This window comes from Nocardia carnea (assembly GCF_029869215.1).
In the GTDB taxonomy this organism is placed as follows: domain Bacteria; phylum Actinomycetota; class Actinomycetes; order Mycobacteriales; family Mycobacteriaceae; genus Nocardia; species Nocardia carnea_B.
Map to the genome: position 1 here is coordinate 11,604 of NZ_JARWPM010000060.1, position 24,476 is coordinate 36,079.

Annotated in this window: 1 protein-coding gene; it reads right to left on the reverse strand. The window is 66.1% G+C overall.

Features of this window, described 5'->3' with window-relative positions:
* Positions 1–4 precede the first annotated feature (4 nt).
* Complete coding sequence (locus QH276_RS02630; RefSeq protein WP_280401692.1) at positions 5–24,472, reverse strand: M3 family metallopeptidase; 24,468 nt, start codon at positions 24,470–24,472, stop codon at positions 5–7.
* Positions 24,473–24,476 lie beyond the last annotated feature (4 nt).

Below are 24,476 nucleotides of genomic sequence, written 5' to 3' on the forward strand. Positions count from 1 at the left end.
GAAACTATCGACTGGGTGGCTCGGCAGCCCGCGAGGGGCCGGCGGGCCGGCGTTGCTGCGGCGTCGAGGCAGTCGTATCGGCCGTGCGGGATGGTTTGCCGTCGGCAGGCGGGGATCCGGGGGCGGCCTGGTCGCCCTCCGGGTCGCCGGCGTGCCACCGTGCGAGCTCGGTGCGTACCAGCCGTTCGAGATAGGCGCTCATGATCCGCTGCGGCTCCGGAGCGGCCGCGCCGAGTGTGTGGGAAGTCGCACGGGCTTCGGGAAGTGCCTCGTCGATATCGATACGTTTGTGCCGGCCGTAGCTGTACCCGCTGAGCACTTTTTTCAGCCAGGCGTAGAAGGCTTCGGCGGAGTCGTCGGCCGGATCCGAGCGGCGGAACAAGTCGTACAGCTCGCCGATCACCTTCTCCAGGTCCCGTTGCAGCAGCGTCGTGAGTGTTTCTTCCGGAACCCTGGTGTATTGCACGAAGTTGTAGAGGACGTGGCCGAGTTCGTGCGCCAGGACCAGGCGGACCGGTTGGTCGCGTGGGCCGATGAAATGCCGGTTCGCGATGTGGGCGTTGACGGCCAGGCGCATGGTTTCGCGGTCGACCAGCCAGCGTTCGTTCAGCATGACGACGGTCTTTCCCGCCGGCGACAAGGTCGTGTAACCGAAGTCGTCCTCGTCCCAGAAAGGAATGATGACCAGCTCGTCAGGGTCTGTCGGAGCACCGAACTCGCGGTGATGGGCCGATAACTCACCGACGATATCGCGGACGGTTTCGAGGTCGACATCGACCATCTCGAGTCCTACGAGGTCGATTCCGAGGGTGGTCCGCACAGTGGCGATCAACTCGTTTTTCTGCTGAAGCAGCGCCTTCTCCGCCTCGATCGCCGGGGGCCGGAAGGCGTGATCGCTACGGAAATCGAAGCGCTCGGCCATACCGACGAGCAGGTCGTACAACGCCCGCTGGCCGTCGGTGATAGGTGGCGCGGAGATATCGTCGCCGAGAGTATCCGTGTGTACACGCGCGAACGACCTGTAGAGGGCTCCACGCACATCCAGGTTCCCGGCCGGGTCGACGCTACCGGCGCCGAACTGATCGCGCAGCCACTCGGTGTCGCCGTTCTCCGTGTTCGCATTCTCCTGTGGTGGCCGGATCTGCCGCAGGACGGCACGCGTATGCGTCTCCGCCCGCCATCGCCCGGCCGCCGACAACAAGCTGCCGAAGCCCTCGAGTACGGCCGTGCGGAGGGCGTCGCGCGGTATCGCCCGGGCATGAGTCCTGGATATGTACAGATGCAGATCGGCGCCCTCGAGTTCGCGGCCGTTCACATGCGGTCGCGTCTGCGCGCTCACCAGCGTATCGCCGTCGAAATCTCGGTGCACGATCTCCACACTGCGCAAGCGGGTGGGATACCGGTCGAGCAGCGTGTTCAGCAGCTGTATCAATTCGCGGAATGCCTCGGCGCCGAGTTTGTCGACGCCATTGATCGGTATCCGGTGCAGGTGCTGGAACGTTCGTGCCAGGTCGGCCGGTGTTCCGGTGGGTGCGAGATTCCATTCGGCGCGGGTGACCAGATCGAGGAAATCGTCGATCATGTGCAGCGCGTGCTCCAGCACGCGATTGCCCGAATACGCCACCAATTCCTGTAGTGACACGGTGTTCGTGGTGGGATACAGCGGCGTGCGGGGAACCTCGACCCCCAGGACCTCGGACAAGGTCTGCTCCAGTTGCCTGCTGGTGGTCCGTAACCGCATCTTCTCGGTGTCGCTGGGCGCGGGCCCCAGCGCCGCGTGGGTGGTCATCCACTCGCCCAGCAGGGCGGGTAGTTCACCGAGTCGCGGACTTTGCCAGACCGCGTCCCATTCCTCCGAGCCGAGATCCGGCAGCGGAGCCTGTACAAAGGTGAGGGCTTGGCGAAGCAATGGAATCTGCACCACGTCGGCCGGGACCCCGAGGGCCGCGGCCAGTGTCGCACGGCGACGGTCCAAGTACTCGCCGGAACTGTGCGAGTGGCCCCACTTCTCCGGGCGAGGAAGATCGCCGGGGATCACGTCGTGGTCCGGCGTATGCCGCGAGTACGCAGTTCCGGCCGCCCGGTCGCCGGACCGGGCTGCCGAGGGGGTTTCCCGATCCGGTCCCGTCGATGCCTTTGCCCAGGGCGGCAGGGAGGTGGCTCGCGGGCTATCGGGCCGCGCCCGTCGGCGATCGTCAGCGGAATCCCTGGGTACTGCGCCGATGACGTTGGCGATGAACGGGACTCGCGCGACCGCTGCGGGTGAATGCCGCCTCAGCACGACGTCGCGGACCGTCCGTGCGTATCCCTCGGTTTCCGGGTGGTTGCGTCGCTGCAGGTAGTGCCCGAAGTCGTAGTCGCCGGCCAGTAACTCGGCCGTGGTGGATACGAAGTGCCACAGCGTGTCGTCCGCCGGTGCGGACCTGCCGGTGCGGTGGTGGAGGTGAGTGCGCAAGGCGCGGTCGAGGATCTCGGGCGCGGCATCGGGGGGTGCGGCCAGTGTCTCCGTGACGACGGCGGCGAACCAACGGCCGACGTGGTCTTCCGGTTCCGGGGACGTGCCACGGAAGCTGTCGCGCAGTTGGGTGGCGTGCCGAAGCTGGTAGGGCTCGATCCAATGGTTCAGGAAGCGGTCGTATACCGCCCGGCACGCGATCTCGGGTAGCAGGCTGTCACCGGCGAATCGCGCTCGGAAGTAGGCCGGCTGATCCCGGGGCAGGTCTCGGCAGCCCGGATAGTTCGCCCCGTACACCCCGTTGCGGGGAATCGGATCGAAGTGGCCGAATTCGGCCGGTGTCAGGAATCGCCGGGTCAGGTCGCGGTCCTCTTGGAGTATCGGCCGCGCCGCGACCATCGCAAGGTAGTTGTACTGCACGATTTCGTCCAGCGAGAGCTCCCGTTCGACGCGGCCGATGGTGCTGGAGCGTCGCGCGATATCGGGCCCGCTGGGTTTTTCCGGGGTATCGGTCGGCATCGTCCGGTACTTGTAGAGAAGCAGCATTTCGTCCGGTGTGAGTGGTCGGTTCTGCTGGATGAGCAGCGGTCCCGCACTGGCATTAGGCAGGCCGGCGACTATTTCGGCTTCCAACGCCGCGGCCGAGAAGGCGGCGAGCATGCTCAGGCGGGGACTGCGTTCCCGCAGCCAGTTCAACTGCCAATCCCAGTAGTCGGGGCTGTCGATCCAGTGGCTTCCGTGCGGTTCACCCTCGGCGATGCGCAGCAGGTCATCGATGTAGGCGAAGCTCGGGCCGAAGCCGCGTAATTCCGCGGCGAGTCGACCGATTCGGGGTGTATATGAGGTAGGGGCTACCGGTCCGGCCGCCGGCGTCACGCGCCGTACCTCGGCACCGTCGCCGGGAGTCGGCTTGCTACCGATCGGGCCGGAATCCCGCGTCGGCGCCGTTCCCGGCTCGGATTCGTCCGCCGCCCGAACGCTCCGGCCGTTTGCGGCGTCCGGCGCTGTGTCGGCCGGCTCCGGCTCCGGGGAAAGCTCGACACCCATTGTCCGCAACACATCCGGGAATAGGTCGAGTATCGCCGCCTGTTCGGCAGGGGTCAGCAGGCTGTTCCACCACGAGCCGAGGTCGGTATCCGGCGGGCGGGCTTCCGGCACGGTGAGCCATTCGGGGGTCGCGTCCGGATCGAGTTTCAGTAGTGCGGAAGCCCAGAGCAGCCCCTGGTCTATGAGGAATTGTTCGACCGAGACATCCGTTCCTATCAGCCGCCGCAATGCCTGGGCCAGATTGTCCTCCTCGGATTCGAGGATTTTCCGGATGACCTTCCCGGTTTCCGCGGACAGCCCGTGTCGTTCGATGCTCGGGGCGATATGCCGCCCGAAGACGATCGCGGCGAGCACATCGCTGAGCAGGTACGCCCAGTACTGGCCGAAGTAGGTGCCGAAACCACCCATCTGGGCGAAGAGATGACGGAACCACTGCGACCTGTAGGGCCGGCCGATCTCCGGAAAATCGATACCCGGTTCGGCGAGGGCGTTCTGTTCTGTTTCCGCAACCAGTGCCACTGCGTCCGCGCCTTCCGGAACCTGCTCCGGGGACATGGAACTCCACGCCAGATCGACGTAGGCGCCGGCCAGGCGATAGATGGTTCCGGTGCCGCGATAGGCCGTCCGGAAGTCTTCGAATTTGTCCAGGAGATCCAGGGGCATAGGTTCCCCGGTCCCGTGCTGCACCGCGTACCGTGCGAGCACGTCCGGATGTTTCCAGAACTTCTGGAAAAGCTTGGACGTGAACTCGATCCAGGGGAATACGAGGTGTCTCTTTGCCGGTTCGTAGGTGCCTTCGCTGAAGAGGAAATGGAACGCGTGCCCGAACTCGTGGAACACGGTTTCCGTCTCGGCGGGTGTCAGGAGTGTGGGCTTTCCGGAAGACGGTTTCTCGATATTCAAATTTATGCTCATGATCGGCTGTTGGCCGAGCGGGGAATAGTTTAGGCGGAGCGGGTCCGTCCATTCGCCACCGTTCTTCCCTTCGCGCGAGTACGGGTCGAGGTAGAAGTCGGTCAGCCACTTCCCGTCTGCTCCGGTCACGCTGAACACCCGCACATCCTCGTGCCAGACCGGCGGCTTGTCCGTTCCGTGCAGCTCGGTGATGGTCAGTTCGAAAAGGTCTTCGGCCACGCCGAACACGCCCTTTTTCAGAACACTGTCCAGCTCGAGGTATTGACGCATCTGTTGTGTATCGAATCCGGCTTTGCGTTGGGTCATTACTTCGAGAGCCCGGTAGCGGGAATGCGGTTCGATCCTCGTCGCATCGATCGATTCGGCGAGCCGGGGTAACTCCAGCCGCGCAGCGAAAGCGGCTACGCGCGCAATTTCGTCGAGGAATTCCCTGGCGATCTGTACGGATTCGAATATCCCGGTCGACATCAGGTAATCTGCGTAATTCTCGTGACCGGTCAGTCGAGCACGCGCCGCGAGATTCTTCACTTGCTCGAGTACGTTCGCCGAATTGTCGTGCTCTCCGCCCACGGCCAAATTGTCCACTTTTTCGTAGATCTGCCGTCGGAGTTCCGGATCCTTCAGGAGGCCGAGGTAGGGGTGCCAGGTCCCACTGATACCGGGCGGCCGGGGAAGGAGATATCCCCCGGCCGTGCCGGCACGCGACCGAGCCGCGGCGATCTGGTCGGTAGTCAGCCCATCCAGCTTCGCCACCTCGGCTACGCGGAATTCGAAATCTTTGAGCGCGTTTTCCTGATTGTCCTTGTATTCGGCTTGCAGCTCCGACACTCTGGCGTCGAGCCGGGCGAGCCGGGCCCGTTCCTGTTCGGAGGCCAGGTAGGCGCCGGCGTGGGCGAAGTCCTGGTACTTGCGCTCCACAAACCCTCGGTCCCGCTCGCTCAACCCGAGGTCACCGCGGTGTTCGTACAGGTACGCGAAGATCGCGGCCAGCTTCGGATCGGTGAGGATACGGCTCTCGTGGGCCGACTTCAGTTCCGCGATCCGGGGTTCCACCTGAGCTGTCGCGGCGTCTCGGCGCAGCGCCGCGTGCGCACTGAACAACTGACTCACCCCGCCCAGCAACAAGCCCGAATCGGCGAATTGCCGCAGTGTGTTCGCCCCGTTCCACGGTCCCGGATTTGCCACGAGGGCGGCGATCGCGGCCGACTGCACCCGTATCGCGTATTCGAATGCGGGCAGGAAATGCTCCGCTGCCATCCGGTCGAAAGCCGGGGCAGAGGTGGGCTCGAGTACCGCCGCGAGTACGGGATTCGACCCGGTGTCGCGGCCGTCGCCCGCGGACGAGCCGAGTTGCCCAGGCTTGTCCGCGGCACCTTCGGTACCCGGCGAGCTGTGGGGTGAGGCCCCTATGAGTCCGGCACGGTTGCCCGGTGCCGCGCCGCCTCCATCCATATGAACGATGCCGAGGCCGCGGAACTGATCGCGCTGCTGTTGTGTCAGACTGCGCCAGTCGTCGAGTGGACGGTCGTCGAGGCCGTGGACGAGTGGTTCCACTGTGCCTCCGCGCGCGGGACGCCGGAGAATTGCGGTAGCGGTGTGCCGCGCGGGAACCTCCCGGCCGGCCCCCGGATCGGCCGGGGCACCGTCGCCGGCCTGCCGCTGTGGGCGGCTTCCGATCGTCTGCAAATCGAGTTCCACCGGTGGATGGCGCTGCGTCATATCGGCCTCGAACTGCTCCGCATACTTCGGAAGCTCGCCCAGCCGCTCGTGGATACGCGCCGTTGCTGTCGAGCCGGGTGGCTCTTTGTGCGCGTCGTGGACCGACTTCGACGCTTCATCACCGAACAGCTCCACGATGTGGCTCAGCCAGGGCGCCGAGTGCTCGGCGACTTGTTCTTCGCGGCGTGCCGCCACCTCGAGAGCGGTGTCCCCCGTCCGGGTCTGCTCATCCACCGGTGAACCTCGCAGCAGCCGCAGTACCTGCCGGATCCAGGCGGCGGCCATGCAGTCGGTTCGCTGCGGTGCCAGCCAGATCGTGGTCGTAGCCCAGTCGATGAGCGATTCGCCGACGTGGGGCTCCAACCGTCGGCGCTCGTGCTCGGGGAGCCGCTGTTCTGCGGGATCCACCTCGTGTTCGGTGAGCAGGCGCGTACGCGCCATCGCCGCATCGAGCATCGCGCGTACCTCCTCCGGCCGCATTCCCAACTGTCCGGCCAGTGCCTGAGCGCCGTGCTCGGCCAACCCGCGCACACGTTCCTGCCATGAATCGCGGCCGGGAAAGAATTCCGGGCGCGGTTGCAGGGACGGATCCGCTTCTCCCTCCCGCACGATTCCCCGTGGCGCACGGCGCGGCTCCTCCGCGGTGTCGTGCTCCGGAGTTCGGTGAAGGCTGTCGAGAACGGCCCGCTGGTGATCGGATATGGCGATTCCGGCCAGCTCGTCGGCCGTGGCGATATCGGCCACCAGTTCCCGGAACAGCCGCTCCTTTTCGCCGCGGAGCCGGTGCATGATCAGTTCGAGCGGTTTGGTGGCCGTCACGATGTCGCGGTGCATCAGGGCTTGGAACAACCGGTCGGCCTGTGTCGTTTTATCGGTGGAGTGGCGGTCCGCCCAGGCCTGGCCGACGCCGTTGACCACACTGGCGCCGACATATGCCAGGTCCGCGGTACCGGATCCGCCGTCGCCGCGACCGGCGAGCACCCGGTTCGAGGCGGCGCCGGCCTCCGTTACCGCCGCGTCGGGTCCGTGTCCGCGGGCGGTCACCTCGCCGAAAGGCGATCCATGCCATACCGCGAACCACTCGGTGAGCAGTCCGCGCAGCGCCTGGGGGTCGGCGGGGTCGTACACGATGTAGGTGTCCACGTCGGCGTATGCGTCGGGATTCGGCCGCACCACGGTGCCGGCACCCGGAATGCCCGGCAGGATCTGCACGATCTCCCGGCGCGGCGGCAATGTGCCGGGGCGCGCGATGTTCACCTGCACGATGCCCGAGATGTCCAGGCGGATCAGTTCTTCGGCGTATGCGTCGTCGGCCACCGCTTGTTGCAGCACAGCCAGGGCAGCGTCGACCTCTTCCCACGGCGACCGGGCGAGGGTTGCGGCGCGGCCTGCCCATTTGTCGGCGAGGTCGCGCACCCGCGGCTCGTCCGGATGTGCCTCGGCTCGCTGCCGCAGCCGGGCCGCGGCAGCACGGATATCGTCGTAGGTCTGCAGGAGCGAGCGTTCCCAGGCATCGGTGACCGCGCGGGCGGTGGGCCCGGGCTGGAAAGCGCCCGCCCGGCTGTTCAAGGTGCGTTGCTCCTCGGCCGCGTTGCGGATCACGCCGAGGCCATCATTGGTCACGGTGATCGACCCGTTCGTGAGCGCCTGGATCGCGACCGCGGGATCACCGCCGGACAAGGCGATCAGGCCGGGAGCCACATCCTGACCGAGGGCCCGCACCACGCCCCGGCGGACCAGCTCACCTACCGGCACTCCGTGCATCACCCGCTCACGAGCGAGTAGATCGTCGAGGGTGCGGCGCAGTTTCGCCAGCTCGGTCTCCGATACCTGCCGTCGCCACTGTGCCGGCAGCCGGAGCTCGACGAGCCGTTCCCGGTGCTGCTCCCACCGCACTCCGCGCTCGAATGCCAGGCCGCGGTGGTAGCCGGCACCGGCGAAGTACACCAGCGGCAGTTGGTACTCCCGGTTGCTGTTGACCGAGATCGCGGCATAGAGGACCAGCGAACGGCCGTCCTGCAAAGTCGTGCGGATGGTGGCCAGCCGCGCATCGTCGGCCCCTGCCGCCACATCTTTTACCGGGACACCGCACAGCTCGGTCAGACCGGTCTCACCGAGGATTTCGACCCTGACGGCGCGGATCTCATCGTGCTGTTCGGCCCACTCCCGGACCAGGTGGCCGACAGTGGTGAGAACGTTCTCACCGACAGGGAGCGTATTCGGGGATTCGTGGTCCGCCGAGACTGCCAGGAGCGCCAGTACTTCTCGGTGCAGCTCGTACTGAGTTTGGTGCAGCTCGATGGCTTTCCAGCCGAGGGCCGCGCCCAGCCCGGTGGAGGTGTCGTACTGCATCCGCTTCTGCATGGTGTAGAAGGCGTTCTTCCTGTGGTGTGCGCTTGCCGATTCGGCCATCACCTCGCCGGGGATCGCACCGAATTCGGTACCGGCCCGTCCCAGGATCATTGCTGCGGCCAGGGGCTCGACACCGAGCGCGGTGGACAGCGCGAGAGTGGTCGGCGCGTAGAGGACACCGTTGATGATTCCGGGTCGCTTGATCCGGGTCCCTGTTCCCGGCATATCGGCATAGGCGCTACCGACAGTGGACAGCGAATTGGCCAGGGCCGTGAAGAACGTTTGCGCCAACTGTTCGTCGGTGCGGTAGTACAGGTTCGGTGATACGCCGATCGTGAGGTCGAATTCGTTGAGTTTGCCGGTGTCGTGGAAGGTGATGTGCGTTTTCTCCACCGCGCCGACCTCGACCCGGTAGGACACCGTCACGTGCTTCATGAACTGGTTGCCGACCAGCGGGAAGATGAATCTCCCTTCATCTTCCGGCAGCGAGGTGCCCCGTAGCGGCTGCAGGTGGAGCTTCAACAGCCGCTCGTCCGCCATCGACTTCGGCACCAGCAGCCGCCACGTTCCCTCCTCTACCGCACGCCGGAACCCGCGCATCACCTGCTCCGCCCGGTGCCCGAGTTCGGCCCGCTGTTCCTCGGACAGCTGTGCGGTTTCCTCGGCAGGGCTGTACCGCAACGCGCTGCGGCCCAATGCTTCCGCGACCGGATTCAGCAGCTGCGCGGTCCGGTACTGGTCGGCGGTGATCTTCCGCGCGACCGGCGCCATACCACCCGCGGTCGCGGCGTCGTAGAGCTCGGCCAGCATTGTGCGCTGCATTTTCCGGTTGTCCGCCGCGTAGTCGGTGATCATTCCGAAGCCCTGGCGCACGGCTCCGCCGAGCAGCATGCCGGCGACCGGCCACGGCAGGAATCCGATATCGAGGGCGGCCGACAGTCCGGTTCCCGACAGAATTCCGGCGCTCCCCGCGCCTACGGTGATCAGGTTGCCACGCACCGTGGTGCTCGGGGGCGGTTGGCGGGGCACGTACTCCCCGATGAAGCCGCGCAGATGCTCGTCGAGTGCGGTGCGGATCTGTTCCCGGCCGGCGTTCTCGTCGATGACCAGAACGTATTGCTCTCGGTGAATCCACCATCCGCGCACCACCTCTCCGTCCGGCAGCTCGGCGGTGCGCAATTGCACCGTGGGCCCCGCTGTCCAGAAGACGCGGTTGTAGTACCACGACCAGGAGAACACGGTGTCGTTCACAGGACGCAGGGCACGCTGCGGATCCGGCTGCGGAAAGTGGTCGAGGTCATGCCAGAGCTCGGTCACCGGCGGCAGGTCGGTCCATTCGGCTCGGGCCTTGGTAATCGTGCCGTAGGAGTCGGCGAAATCTCCGAGGTTCGCCTCGAGCATCCATTCGGTCGCATAGGCCAGCGACGGATTCGGATGCCGGCCGAAATCACGGTATCCGTCGAGCCAGGCCAGCATCCGCGGGGTGAATCTCGTCAGCCGGTGGTCCTGCCCCGCCCGCAGGTACTGGATACGCTGTTCGGCCTCTTTCCCCGACACCGTGTGCAGCCGGAGGCCGAAGTCCCACCCCACCACCGCGCCGTCGATGATCTGCCGTGCGGTGCCACCGACCAGCCGGCCGATCCGGGCTTCGGCCTCGGCGAGTTTCGTGAACCAATAGCGAACCTGCGCCGTGGTGTCGCCGCTGCCCTCCTCCAGCAGCGCACCGACGGGGGCCTGGAACTCCTCCGCCCACCGCAGGTCGGTCCCCAATGCCTCGTTCAGCTTGCCGACCAGCCACTTGTTGGACGAGATCGCATCGGCCAGCGCCATGAGAGCGGGCAGGTCCGAGGTGAGGCCCGGCCACGGATCCTTTTTGACGCCGCGCCCGAACAGACCGGTCCGGCGACTCCATGGATTCGACGAGGGTGAATTGCGGGACGTATCGGCACCGGCAGCTGTAGCAGGCTCGACAGAGGAGTGATCCGACTGCGGGTCGTGCGGACGTGACCCGATGAACGCGCCAGGCTGTCCGTCGCCGCGTTCCGCGCCGTCCCGTTCGCGTTCGTACTCGTCGTGGTGAAAGCCCACGGGCGCGACCTCGTCGAGTTCGAACCAAAGCGCCTCGTAAATGCCCGAGACGATTCTGTCCGACCGCGGCGCGTGGGCGTTCAGCAACTCGAGCGTCCACTCGGTGGACACGCTTTCGCCTGCACGGGTCACCGTCGCGGACTCCGTCGCCCGGCCGGTTGCTTCGACGCGCAGCACCCGATTGCCCCGGCTGCCGGTCACCTGGGTGAAAAACATGCCTCCCGGTCCGGCATCCAGGAATCGGGTGCCCAGCTCCGACACCAGCAATTCAGCGGTCTCGGCATGCTCGGCCGGCCAATCCTGCAAAAGGTCTCGGATGTGTCGACGAGCCTCGACCACCGATTGCGGCCCGCTGACCATCAGCTGTGCCGGGGGCGGCGCGGGCCGCGGCGTGAACTCGGGCGCAACCTGTGGGACGGAGGCGTCGGGACCACCGGCGTTCGGCAGGTATCCGGGATTCGGTTGCCAGTACCTTGAGAGTTCGTCGGCAACAGCTGCGAATTCGCCATTCCAGGCCGCTGCGGGAATTTCGAAGCAGCCCATGATGCGGTTGCCGCGCACGCCTCCCGGCCAATGCACGGAGACGACGCCCCCGTTCTCGTCCACCACCCCGAAGCCGCCGGGAGCATCGATGACGTAGATACGGTGCACCAATTCGGGGTTCAGTGGAGCGCTGCCCGCTACCGCTTCCCCGTAGACGGCCGCACGGTCCACCCGCACGGTGGTGTAGACGACCTCACCGTCGCGTCGTTGGTTCCTGGGCACGAACCCCGTTCGCCAGATTTCGTTACTGGGTCGTGTGTCGCCACGATATAGCAGACCTCCGCCGACCCGCCAACCCGAGCGAACATAGTCGACACCGAGTTCCTGCCATCTGCCGCGGATCACATCGATGGCGATATCGGGGACAGCCGCCGAGGCGAGCAGAATATCATCCGGTAGTTCCGCGGCCCGCGGATCCCATTGCACGGGTATCGATGGACTGACGAGGATCGACTGCACCACCTGAGCGCCGTCGAGCGGGTTCACGGATTCCTGCATGCCGGGCGATACGACATCGACCTCGCCGGCTTTACCTTCGCGGGACATCGGGTCGCGCTGCCGCGCCGACCACGGGGTGGTGCCGGGCTCGTGGTCCGACGGACCCTGTTGTTCCGAAACCTCGTTCAGTGCTCCGCCGAGTGCGCTGACACGCTCGTTTGCGGCACGGTAGCGGTTGAGCGCGTCCGGCGAGGCGGTCGCGAATTTCCCGACCGGCGCCTCATCGGCCTCGGAACGCGTGGCCGCACGCTCGTCCGCGGCCTGAAACAGGTGAACCAGGAGCTGTAGTCGCTGTGGTGGGACGGCCGAGGTGCGCCGGGCCAAGTCGGTGTGCAGCTCGTCGAGATGGGCCGCGAGGTTCTCGAGCCAGGTCAGATCATCAGCGGTGGCTTCCTGGTTGTGCCGCGCCGCGGTGATTTCGGCCGCTACCGCGGCGCGTACCGTCGCGAGGCGTTCCGGGTCGACCACAGCCCGCAGCGCACCGGAATCCGGAGCGGGCGCCCCGAGTACCGCGCCCGGTACGGGCGGCAACTCCGGTCGCAGAGACGACGACAATGGCCGGACTGTGGAAATACTCAACCGCTCCGCCAGCTCACGGTACTGCTCCCCGAGCCGGTCTCGATAGCGCCGAGACGCTCCCGAGTCCGCATCATCCGTCGGCCTGCTGCCGATTTGGTCGTTCTCGCGCTCGATCGACGTCCTGGCTTCGGTTGCGAGATCGATGAGTTCACCCAACGTCGGCATGGTGTGGACACGGCCGTACCAGTTGAATTGGACTGCGCCGAGAACGGTAAGGACATGCCAAGCGGCCGAGTATGTCCGGCTCCTGTCGGGAACAGCGGTGTTCACCTCGTCCACGAGGCCAACCACGTCATTGAGAACACGGAACGCATCGAGTTGGGCAATCCACGGCCGGAGACGATGGGGGACGTTGTCCATCTGGTCGGAGTTGCCCGGGTCGCGCTGCCAGATGATCGCCGCGTCGTAATCGGACGGACCGTAGACCATGAGGCCGCAGTCGATGACCTTGATAGTGCCGGAGAGCGTGCGGACGATATTGCCCCTGGTCAAATCCCCGTGCAAAAGCTGGAACGGTTGAGATCTGATAGCGGGATGAAATACGTCCAATCCCGTTGTCAACTGCTCGGGGAAACCCAGTCGGTCGAACATCGCACGATACAAGGGGATTGTACGGAGACGTTGATAGCGCTGCTCGTGATAGTCACTCAGCATACGGAAGAAGCCCACCGAATCCTCGGGATAGTCATCGGGAAGCGGTAGCAACTCCTGCGGCACCGGGACCCGGCGGAGCAGCCGGTGAACGGCAACAAGCGCCTCACCCACGCCCCGATCGGCCAGAGTCTGGACGGGCTCACCGTGGATGCGGCGCTGAATCTCGAATACCGGACACCCCTGTTCGTCCAGCTCGACATAGAGGATCTGCTGGAACGGAGATTCGATCCCCTCCGGCATCGCTTGGGCAATCGCCTGCAATGTGCGGTGTTCCTGCGGCCAGAGCGTGAAGTCCACCGGCAGATCATTGTTTACCCGGTAGTTCAACACCGCGAAGTCGCCGAACAGATAAACATCCTTGTATTTGCCTGAGGTCTTCCGGCCGTATCGACGTGCGGTCTCCCGAAGCGCTGCGGCCTCCTCATGCGACATCCGCACACCTGCGGTGCCGCCCAGAACACGGTAAGCGTCGACCGGCTGAAGGTCTCGCCGAACCGGACTCCGATCGAGGAGTTGCTGCTCGGGGACGGCCTCGACTGCCTCCGGGACGGTGAGCTGTTCGGGCCCCGCGTTCGGACCGCGTTTCCGCGGTGCGGAGGCCCGAAGAGGCTGACCAGACGGAGGTTCGGACGGTGGCCTCGCCCCGATGCTGCCGTCGGTGTCCCCGGCCCGATTCCCCGCATTACCCGATGCCGTATCGGCCGGAGGAAGATTCACCACCAAGTCTGGAGTGATTTCGGGGGGCCTCAGAGTGGTGACGAAGTGGTGGAGCACCCATTGCGGGCTGCCGACGACGGGACCGTTGATCTCGACATCGGCGAAGCCGACCGCGACCGCCTCGGCCGGGTCGAGTGTGTTCTTTGTTTCGTCGGTGAACGCTGCCGCGGGCAGGCGCTGTCGCCATTCCTCGAACGGTTCGGTGATCAGGCGGGCGGCGGACAGTGCGGCCCAGGCTTGTCGCAGCGTGCTCTCGGCTTCCTGACTGAGCCGCTGGCCGGCCGCAAGGTCGATCGCGTGCGCGAATTCGTGGATCACATCGTCGCGGTAGGGCTGTCCGCTCCTCGGATGAAAGCCGGTATCGCGGTCTTTCGCATCGTCCTTCAGCGCCCGAGCCCGGTCGGCCACTCGGGACAGGTTCAGCTGCATCCATCCGGCCCGGCGTTCGGCCGCCCGTTCCGACATCGCGGCGTGGATCTGCTCCGAGCCCAGGAAATCGATGGCCAGACCGCGAATATCGGTCAGGTGCGCGGCAGAACCGGGCGCGTACCGGTACCGGGTGAGCAGGTCGGCCAGTGTCTCGAGAATTTCCCGGACCGCGTCGACGGGCACCCTGGGGTGGTCGAAACCGCTGATGGTGAAGTATGGATAGTCGAGAGTGAACTCCTCCACCAACCGTGCCTTGGCCTGCGCGTCGGCGCTCGTTCCGCTGACGTTCGCCACCTCGTCCGGCGTGTGTAGCGCGTGCCGCTCCGCACGAGTCAGCTCGGTCAGCACTCGCTGGTGGAGGTCGGACAGCAGGTCCTTTTGCGCGTCGAAGAAAATCTCTATCCGTGGCCCCAGATGGGCCACCCGTTCCCGCATCGCGGTGATCGCCGACCGCGGGATCGAATGGTTCTGCCACTGCACGCTGTCGTCGGCAATCCGGGTGAACTCGGCAGCGAACGGGCTCGGCGGGGCAGCCTCGGAGTTGATGGCCGCGCGCCCGCCGGTCACCTCGTTGTCGGCACCGATATTCCAGTGGAGCGTGCCGCGCCGGACGCCGGTGACCGCGTCCAACAGTCCGAGCAGCTCACCCGACACCGAATCCAGGTACCCGCGGTCGAGGGGGCCGAGCGCCACGCGCGTTTCGTCCGCCGGGTCTCCGTCGATCGATCCGGGATCGTAAGCTCGCGACAGCTTCTGTGGCAGGACGGTGCCGGCCGTGCGCGCGGGAACAATCTCGCGATACAGCACCGCACTGTCGGCGGAGTCCGGGTACGTGCCGGCGACAGGCGCGCCCATGGCGCCACCGATCTCCGATATCAGCCACTGCTTCGCCGCCTCGCCGGCATCGTCGTAGGTTTCTCGGATGCACTGGTAGCCGTTGCCGAAACGCACTCGCTCGACCGTGACCCCACGCGCCCCCGGCAATGGATCGATGTGCACTACACCGGAATTCAGTCCATCGGTGATGAGCGCAGTGCGAACGTTCGGGTCATGTGGTCTACTCCCGATGGCGTCCCCCGGTCGCGCGCCGATCACATCGGTGGGGCTTTCGCTCAGGACTGCGGTGAGATTGTCGCTGGTCTGCTCGTAAGCGCCGTAGATATCGCCGGAATCCGGATTCGGTTGTCCGTGGATTGTTGCCGCGGTGCCACCGAGCACCGCGCCGGCCTCGTGCGGAAGCGGAACGAGACGACCCGAAGTACGTTCGAAGTGGGCGAAAAAGGCCCGGTCCGGCCGGGGGAACGACTCCCGGAAGAAGGTTTGCCAGGTATCGCGGTCGCGGAGCCGGGCGATGGGCTTGCCGCCCAGGTCGGGGTCGGCGATACGCGGGACGTTGGTGTCGTAGACCAGCAGAGCATCGTTGAGCTGGGTGACATAGAAAGCGTGCGCGATACCGTCGCGCTCGACGACGAAGACCGCACTGTGCCGGGGGTTCTCGGGATCGGCCAGGCTGTCTATCTCACGAGCCAGGCGCTGCTCGAGAGTCCCGTCGGCCACGACGAGTTCGGCGAGCCCGGTGGTGAGGCCGGTGACGAGTGTGTCCCAGCTCGCCGCATCCTTGTGCGGGATGAGCGCATCATCCAATCCGTCGGCCCACGCGGACCGGATGGTCGAACCGGCGCAGGCGACGATGTGGTCGGGCACCGCCTCGCCCGGTTCCGCTGCGGAGTCGCGCAGGAACCTGCCCGTGGTGGCGAACCGTGTGGTAGCGGGCACGCGCGCCGTGTTGCGGCTGTGTGCGGCGGCGATATCACCGGTAGGAGGTGTCGCGTGGTACTCGACCGCGTGCTCGACGGTGTTCCGGCCATTGGCGAAGGTGATGCGGCGGACCGCGACTGTACTCTCGGCGATCACGAGCTGGGTGCCGCGGCCACCTTCCCGGTCCTCGTCTTGTTCGTCGGGTGTCCATTTCGGTAGCTTCGCGGCGACGCCGGCGGCGATGTCATTGGTGATCGCGACGTGTACCTGCCGGTCGTCGCCGGTACCCTGAATCGACAGATCGAGGACTTCCTCCGGAGGGAGGCCCGCCGATGAAGCCTTGCTGTACAGGTGTTTCTTCGCGTTGGTGACCAGTTCGCTCACTGCCAGCAGGATGCTGTCCACCAACTCGCCGGAGATGTTCGGATCGTCCTCGAACAGCCGGCCCTCGACGGCATTGCGGATCCGGCGCACCTCCCGCTGGTACGGCGGTATCTCCGCGGTCTCGGATTCGCCGAACATCTCCATCAAGCGGTCGAGATCGAGTTCTTCCACGGACCTTTCGGCCGGTTGTTCCGCGGCTCGCTCGACCGGACCCGGAGTCCGCCCCAGCCGCCATTCGACCCGTACATAGGAGTTTTCTCCCGTGATATCGACGAGATCCACGTGCAGCGCGTCGGCATCGAGCTCGACCCCGAGCGTTATCGGTCCCTGTCCCCACCGAATCGACGCACCGACGGCCGCGGCGATCTCCCGCACATACGCCGGATCCGACCAACCCTTCAGCAACGCGATGATCTGTCGTTCCACCAGGTCGGCTTGTGCCTCGCTACCGGCGGTGAGGCCATCGAACCGCAAGCCGGTATCCGGTGACGACGGATCGGCCGAGCGCTCCGACGGCCGGCTGCCGATGCTGTCCGGTGTTTCTGTGCGTGCCGGGGTGACCGAATCCGCCGCGGCGGCGCGGCGGCCGGTGGGATCCGCCAGCACGGTCTGCATCACCTCGGTGACCTGACCGAGTAGGTCGGTGGCGGAATCCAGAGACATGCCGAGCCGCCCGGCGACCTCGTCGAGGGGGTTGCCCTCGACGAGATTCAGCACCAATAGATTCCAGGCGGTGCCGGGTTCGGGGAGGCCGGCCAGACCGGCCCGAATGGCCTGTTCCAGCTCGATATCGGCGAATGGGGACCGCGCGGTCTGGTCGCTCACGACCTCGTCGAGTGAGCTGCCGTCGTCCACCACGGACCGGTCGAGTCGCAGTGACCCACCGGAAAGGGTCTGCCGCGCCCACGCGATATCCGTCAGAGGGACACCCAGGGCTTCGGCGATCGCGGAGTCGAGAACGCGATCCTCGTCCAGTTGCAGTGCCTGGGACTGGATGCCCAGTTCGCGATGGACCCTGACGACCAGCGCGCGCTCGGTGCGGCTCAGCCCCGGGTAGGCCGCCTCGTAACGCGCCGAAACCACCGCCCATACCGCTGCCGCCCAGGCGTGTGGGGCGAAGGCACCGGCGGGGGCGTGGTTGGCGATCGCCGACAGGATTTCGATTCGGGCTTGCTGGGTCAGTTCGTCGTGGTCGTCACCAGTGCGCCCCATCTTGCGTACGACGGCTTCGGGAACCCAGGAGAACCGGGCGAAGATTTCGTCCCGGATCATCTTCTCTTCCGGCGAGTCGACGCGCGTAGCGATGTAGCGCCGGAACAGCGCCGCTTCATCCGGATCGGCATCGTCGACGCCGTCGTGCCGGTAGAAGAGGTCGATCGCGGTATCGAGCAAATGCTGCGGAATACCGTTGTCGTCGCGCAGAACGCGCAGTGAGGACAACCGGGGGCGCTGGGTGCGGCCGTGCTCGGAGTGTTTGAGGGCACCGGCACTGAGTCGACCGGAAAACCGTTCCTGACTGCGTCCGAGGTAGTGACGCCAGGCTCGCAACCATTCGTTCACAGTCGAATAGCCGGCCGGAATCGGCGTTTGGACGCTGTCCGGGTCGTACCAGGCCAGCCCCTCGCGATTGAAGAACCATACATTTGCTTCGCGGCCGATATCGTCCGGAAGGTTGTTGGCGCGGACGATATCTCGTACGGTAGCCGGGATCGGATGGGTCTTCAGCGCCTCGAGGCTACTGACCGTGCCGCTACTGAACTGCCCCGCGAACTCGGCCTGGGTTACACCCAGATAGCGTCGCAGAGCGGTCAGCCAGCGGTTCACCCCATGCGGGTCGGCAGGATCGAAATCCGTCGGTCGCGGTAGCAGCCGACCGTCGGGATCATACCAGGCCAGCCCTTCGCCGCCGTAGAACCGGCGCAGCGCTGCGACCGCGATATCGTCCGGTAATCGATTGGCCCGCACAATATCCCGGACTGCACTTGCCTTCGGAATGCGCCGTTCTCTTTCGAAATGCTTGATCAGGGTCGACGGCAGCGGTCCGGAGAACTCTTCTGTGGTGGTACCGAGGTACTTTCGCAGTGCGCCCAGCCATTTGCTGACCGCGTGCGGGTCACCTGGATCATATGTGCTCGGGGACGGTCTGAATTCGCCAGCGGGATCGAATCGGCCGAGTCCTTCACCGTCGAAGAAGCGGAGCAGGGCGGCGCGCGCCACCTTATGTGTGAGGTTGTTCGTGGCCACGACCTCGTAGAGGATCCGCGGGGTCACGGTGGCGGCTCGGCGTTCGATCGCCGCGATGGTCGACGCGTGGACCCCCGCCGCGAAATCGGCCGCGCTCACGGCCAGATGAGCGCGCAGGGCGGTCAGCCAACGGTTGGCGGCGTATCGATCTGCCGGATCGAATTCCACCGGATCGGGCAACGGATTCCGGTTCGGCCGAAGCCACGCCGGCCTCCCTTCTGGAAAAAACCGGCGCAGCGCGGCCTCGGCGACGGATTCCGGGAATCCGTGGGCCGCTATCAGCGCATGCACAGTGGCCGAGTCGGGTTGCGCCGTGCCGAGTTCGACCCGGGCAAGATAGGATTTGTGAACAACCGACCCACTGAATTCCTTTTGCGTGACACCCACGTAATGTCGCAAGGACACCAGCCATTTGTTCACGGCGTGTTGATCCGCTGGTTCGTATGCGCTGGGATCCGGCAGGAAATTGCCCTCGGGATCGAACCGGGCGAGTCCTCTTCCGTCGAAGAATTCGAGCAATACGTTGCGGGCAAGGGCGTCGGGAACCGCTCGGGCGGTCAGCAGCGCGAGCACACCCTGCAGCTTCGGGGTATCGCCACGTTCGTACGCCGACAGTGCCTTTCTGCCGATTGCTTCCGCGGCGAATTCGGCCACACTCAGTTCCCGGTAGTCGCGGTACGCGCGCAGCCACGCGCCGAAACCAGGGAAGTCGGAAGGCTGTGGCGGTCCGGAGCGAGATTCGGCCGGACTGTGCCACGGGGATCGGGCTCGCCCGGCGTTACGTCGGTTCGCGGCATCCGGCGATGACGGCTCGGCCGCACTGTCCGACGGACGGCTGCCGACCCGCGCGGGTTTCTCCTCGATAATTGCATTGATTTCGTCCACAGTGGCGGGTGAAACCGTCACCCGCCGGGAAGCTCGGGAGGTCGCGGCCGCGGGGGACCGCGGCTGGGAGCCGGAGACGAGGTTTCCGTCCCGGTCGAACTCGATGGTTTCGAACAGCCGCTTGTTCACGTGCAGCCGGTTGATGAATACTTCCTGTTCGCGGCGCCACTCATCGAATCCGACGGCCTTGTTCAGCAAGCTGCGGCGATTGCGCAGATCGCGCGGGCCGTAGTCGTTGTCGGTGTGGCGATCGCGTGACGCGGCCAGATCGACGACGACCAGGTTCGGTTCGTCGACCGAGGTGCTGTCGTTGACCAGCAGCACCATATGGTCGTCGGCCTCGGTGCTGGTGCCGTTGGCGTGGGTGTCTTTCCATTTATAGGTCAGGACGGTGATTCCGCCGGGCCGTGTTTTCAGCGATTCCGCCACCTGGTCCAGCGTTCCGGCGTTCCGCAGTTCGGCGCCGAAGATGTCGCGCACATCGTTGCGGCCGTATCCCCCCAGCTTCGTATTGGGTACCTGGAAACGGTCGGCGTTGTCGGGGCACAACACCCGCATCCCGGTCACGGCATTGTTGACACAACTGTTCGGACTGCGCCGATGGAACTGCACAACCAAATCGAACAGGGCCGAAAGAGCCAGATAGCGTGACGCGGCGGCAACGATATCGTCGGCTGTCCCGTGGTCGACGTCGCTGTTCTGCGTGTCGGAATGCTGAGCAGCGGCATCCTGTGCTGCCCCGCCGTGGGTGTCGTGGCCCGCCGGCGCGGAATCCGCCGCAGCCGGCGCAGTATCGTGGTGTACTGCTGGTTCCGCGGTGTTCGTGGCGGCCAGCTGATCGCTCAGTTTTTCGCCGAGGATGTCGCGGGCGATGGCGGGCGTGATGCCGGCAGCGGGGTAGCCCAGAGCTGCCGCGAGGGCGTCCCGCGCTTCGGTCAGCGCGGGATCGAGTATGCGCATACCTTCGGCGCCGTCGATATCCGGGATCGGTATACCGAGTTGTTCGGCGAGCCGGCCCCGTAACTGCCCCAGGTGGATCAATGCGTCTGTGTCGTTGAACATGGCCCGGTCCCGCGCCGCGGCGGGGGCGGTCTCGTCGACATGTTGCCCTAGTGCCTCGGCCGCCGCCGGCGAGATACCGGCCCGGCGCAGTAGCTCGCGAATCGGGTCGTCGGCACCGTCGCGTTCGAGTGCGGTGATCTGGTCCGCGACGGTCGGAGCCGGGATACCCAGCAGGCCGGCCAGGCGTGCGGTCCTGTCCGCAGCTTCATCCGGTCGTAGGAAGTCGACCTCGTCATCACGGCGATACTGTCCGGTGTCGGCCTCGGCGAGGGTGACGGTGGGCATGGCGGTGGAGAAGGCGTGATGCCGGATGAAATCCGCGGTGGAGTGCCGCAGCGCACGTTCTTGCAGTTCGGGCACCAGCTCGCGAACGGATTGGCGTGCCTCGACCACCGCGTCGTGGGTCTGCGGGGTCGGATCGGCGGCATGCGCGGCCACGGCCTGTTCGTAGCTGATTACCGTCTCACGTACTCCGCGCAGGTGCATGGCATTGCGGATCAGCGCGTCTTCGGCCGACATCACCACCTGCGCGCTGCCGAGCTGGCCGTTACGTGCCGTGCGGTTCTTGGCCTGCTCGTGAATGTAGGACTGCTCCGGCGCCTCGGTCATCCAGACATGCATGCCGCCCTGGGCCTTCACCTCATCCGACACCGAGATGTCGACGCCGCGCTGGCCCTGCCGGTTGATCACCAGGATCTTGCCCTGCTCACCGGCCGCGTCGAAAACGTTCTGCAACTGGGCTTCCCAGTCGGCACCCCAGCCGATGATCCGCTCGGCGTCGACCGCTTCGATCGCCTCGCGCGGCACCCCCGCGCGCACCAGCGCCTCTACCTGTCGGGCGACCAGGTCGTCTCGGTGACACAGAATCTCTTGGAACCGTCCCGTACCCTCTTTCCGCATCTCGCTCGCGTACTCGGCGATCGTGCGCAGCTTGGCATGGGTGCTTTCGACCACATCGTGCTGGCCTTCCACCAGCCGATGCGTTTGTGACCGTCCGACCTCGTACGCCGGCTCCAGACCGTAGATTTTCTCCAGCACGGGGTTGAGGTCGGTGAGCGTACCGGACGCACCGGTCACCTCATCGAAGAAGGAACCTTCTCCGACGCGGTAGATTTCCACCGAGTCGATACGTTTGGCGGATTCCGCATCCGCGCGCACCACGATCCGATGGTCCTCGGCCTGTTCTCCGCGTGCCTCGGCCGCGCGGAATTCCTTCGCCTCGATGGCCTGTGCGAGGCTCGCCTTTCCCGGCTCCGCGCTCCACCGGGATTCGCTCGAGGTTTTCGGATTCCGTTGCAGCCCGTGCTCGGCCTGATCGATGATGACGATCTTGCCCGCATCCATTTTGTAGTGGACGCCATTACGAACCAGAAATTCGGCATTGGCCGCCATTTCCAACCGGGAAGCGCCCATTCCCTCCAGCCAGTTCCGGCCGTTCGGCAGCGCCTCGACCTTTGCCCGCCCCGCGGCTGTGAGTTCGGGCTGACCGTCGTACCAGTACTTGAATTCCGGTGTGCCGTCGGCGTGCACGCCGATTTCCTCGGCGATTCTCCGGAGGCCGAAATCTTTGTGCGACAGTGACCCGTCCGCCAGCGCCTTGGTGAGGAAATCGTGCGCGTCGAACACCTGCCGGGCGGTTTCCTCCGGAGCCGCCTGCTCGGGACCTTCGGACCGCAGGAACTGCCGTTCGCCGCGGTCGATGATGCCGTCCATCTCGTCGATCAGCGCATGCCGTGGTGGCTTGATGCCGGCATTGCACAAATGCCCGACGGTTTCGCCGGTCGCGACCACGATCGCCGGCCGGCCCTCCTGGATCGGTCCGAAGCCGTTCTCCTGATCGGCGCGGAACACGTCGATCCCGAAGTCGGTCATCATCTTTTGATGCGTGGAGTCGGACAACAACTTCTCGTATGTGACGACTTCCCGATTGGCCAGCCCATCGGTCGTCGTCACGAGCAGAACCGAGCCATGGTGTACCGCACGTTGTATCGCGGCCGCCATGAATACCAGCGATTTGCCTTCGCCGGGCTTCATTTCCACCGGCCGCGATTTCATCGCGTAGACGGCTTCGGCCTGCTCGACCCGCAGCACCATGCCGCCCGGCACCGCGTCACTGATCGTGCCGCGCCGGATGATCTCCACCGTCGCCAGCAGCGATTGGTGTTCATCGCCGCTGTGCAGTCCGGCCTTCAGTACGTCGTCCGGAAGGTTGGACAGGCGTTGACTTTCCGGTACCTGGTCGGCGGAGGCCTGGTGGAAGTCGATCAGCAGATCGACCGCCCGGTCGCGGTCGCTACGGGGCATTCCGGCGGCTTCGGCGAGGCTGTCGTGATCGGCATCCCGAACACTCTGCTCGTCGCGCGCGGATGACGAATGTTCGCCCGCAGTGGGCGCGTCGGGGCCGTCCGTCTCGGGCCGGGTCGAGCCTTCAGGTCTCAGCTGCTCGGACTGCTCGGCGGTCGCATCCCGCGGCGCGGTCGCATGCTCGTCGCCCCCCGGCGATCCGTGTTCGGCACGGTCGCCCGGCGACCCGGTATCGCTCCCGGCGACCGGATCGGGTCGTGCCGATGCCTCGTTACCGGCGCTGTCCGCGACCGCGGTGTCCGGTCCGGCCTGTCCGGGAACCTCGCTGCCCGGCGGCGCGTCCGTCGGGATCTTCGGCGGCGGCGCGGTTTCACCCACCGCCTCGACCGACCGCGGCACGGGCGCCCGCCCAGCAGTGCCGTGCTTGTCCGCCGGCGGCCGATCGGCCGATGGGCTCGTCTCCGATCGCGGCCGAGCCGCGGCGGCGTCGGCCAAGGCACCGGCAGTGGCCTGCGACCCCGGCGCTCTTCCGCCTGCTCCCTCCGGCGCTCTACCGGCGGCTTCCGCGGGCGTTCGGCTACCGGTCGCGGTGGATGTACCACCACCGGCGCCGTCGGGCACCGCCGATGCCTGCTGCTCATTCTGTGATCGTGGCTGCGCGGCCGCCGCCTCGGTGGGATGCCCGCCACGCTCACCTGTGGTCTCCGCAGCCGGTTTCCACGTCTGTGTCGCGGACTCCCACGCCCGTTTCGAATCCGCCGATATATCGATCGGTTGCCGCGGCGCCGTGGTATTCGCGTCCGGCCCTACCGAGATCGCATCGGGCGGCGTGAACGGTGCGCCGCCGTCGACCGCCGGCGGACGGGCGGTCTGGGCATAGACGCCCCCCGAGAACGCACCGTTGAGCAGTGGCCCCAGCACCTCCGTGTAATGCTGCGGCCAGCCGGCAACCGCGAACGCCGCCCCCATGCCTCCGATGGCGCCCGCCGTACCGTGCACCAAACCCATGGCCACACGACTGGTCGCGATCTGCGGGAACACCATCGGCGCGAACCGGCCCGCGAGCATGCCGGCGACCGCTCCGCCCGCGCCGGACACGGCGGCCACCTCGATCGACTTCAGATCGATGCCCGTGGGGTTGGAACCGTCCTCCCCGATGATCTCGGTCGTTCTGTCCCCGGTGGCGACCTGTAGCGCTTGCACACCCACTTCGACACCCACGGGCAGCGCGACCGCTGTACCCATCCACTTGGCGAACTGCATCGGCCCCATACCGCTCAGCTGGGCAGCTGCCCTGGCACCACCCTCTTGAATGGCCCGCTGTAGGTTGGCCCGCATCACGGCGACCTCGGCGCGTCCCTTGACCAGCGTGGATTCGACTGCCGGCGCGGCCGCAACCTGACCGGCCGGGCCCCCCGCCGCGGCGGTGGCCAGCAAACCGTAGATCCGCCACGCCAGGTGGATGCCGAACGTGAACATCACGCACAGCCACTTCTCCGCGTCGTTGGCCGCCGCCTGCGCCTGATCGGCCAGAGCGTTCACATCGTTGCCGAGCTGAGCCGCGCCCTGCCGATAGGAACTCAACGCTTCACGCAGCTGTTCGGCCGTCTCGCCCACGGAATCCTCCTGCGTCAGCAGGCTGTCGAGATCGGCCGCATGGCCCTCCATTTCCAGACTGTGGGCACGCAGCTCGGCTGCCATCCGGCGCATCCCCGAAATGTCGGCGCCGGGAAGCTCCCCGCCGAAGACCACCAACTCGATCGGAGTCCGCAGGAACTCGGGCAGGGTTTCGAAGGCGTTGCGCAGCTGCACCACCGGGCTGAACAGCGAACCGTCCATCGCC

Bases quoted from the DNA above. Each gene is read 5' to 3' on its own strand.
- QH276_RS02630 (WP_280401692.1), bottom strand. From the start codon at position 24,472: ATGGACGGTTCGCTGTTCAGCCCGGTGGTGCAGCTGCGCAACGCCTTC.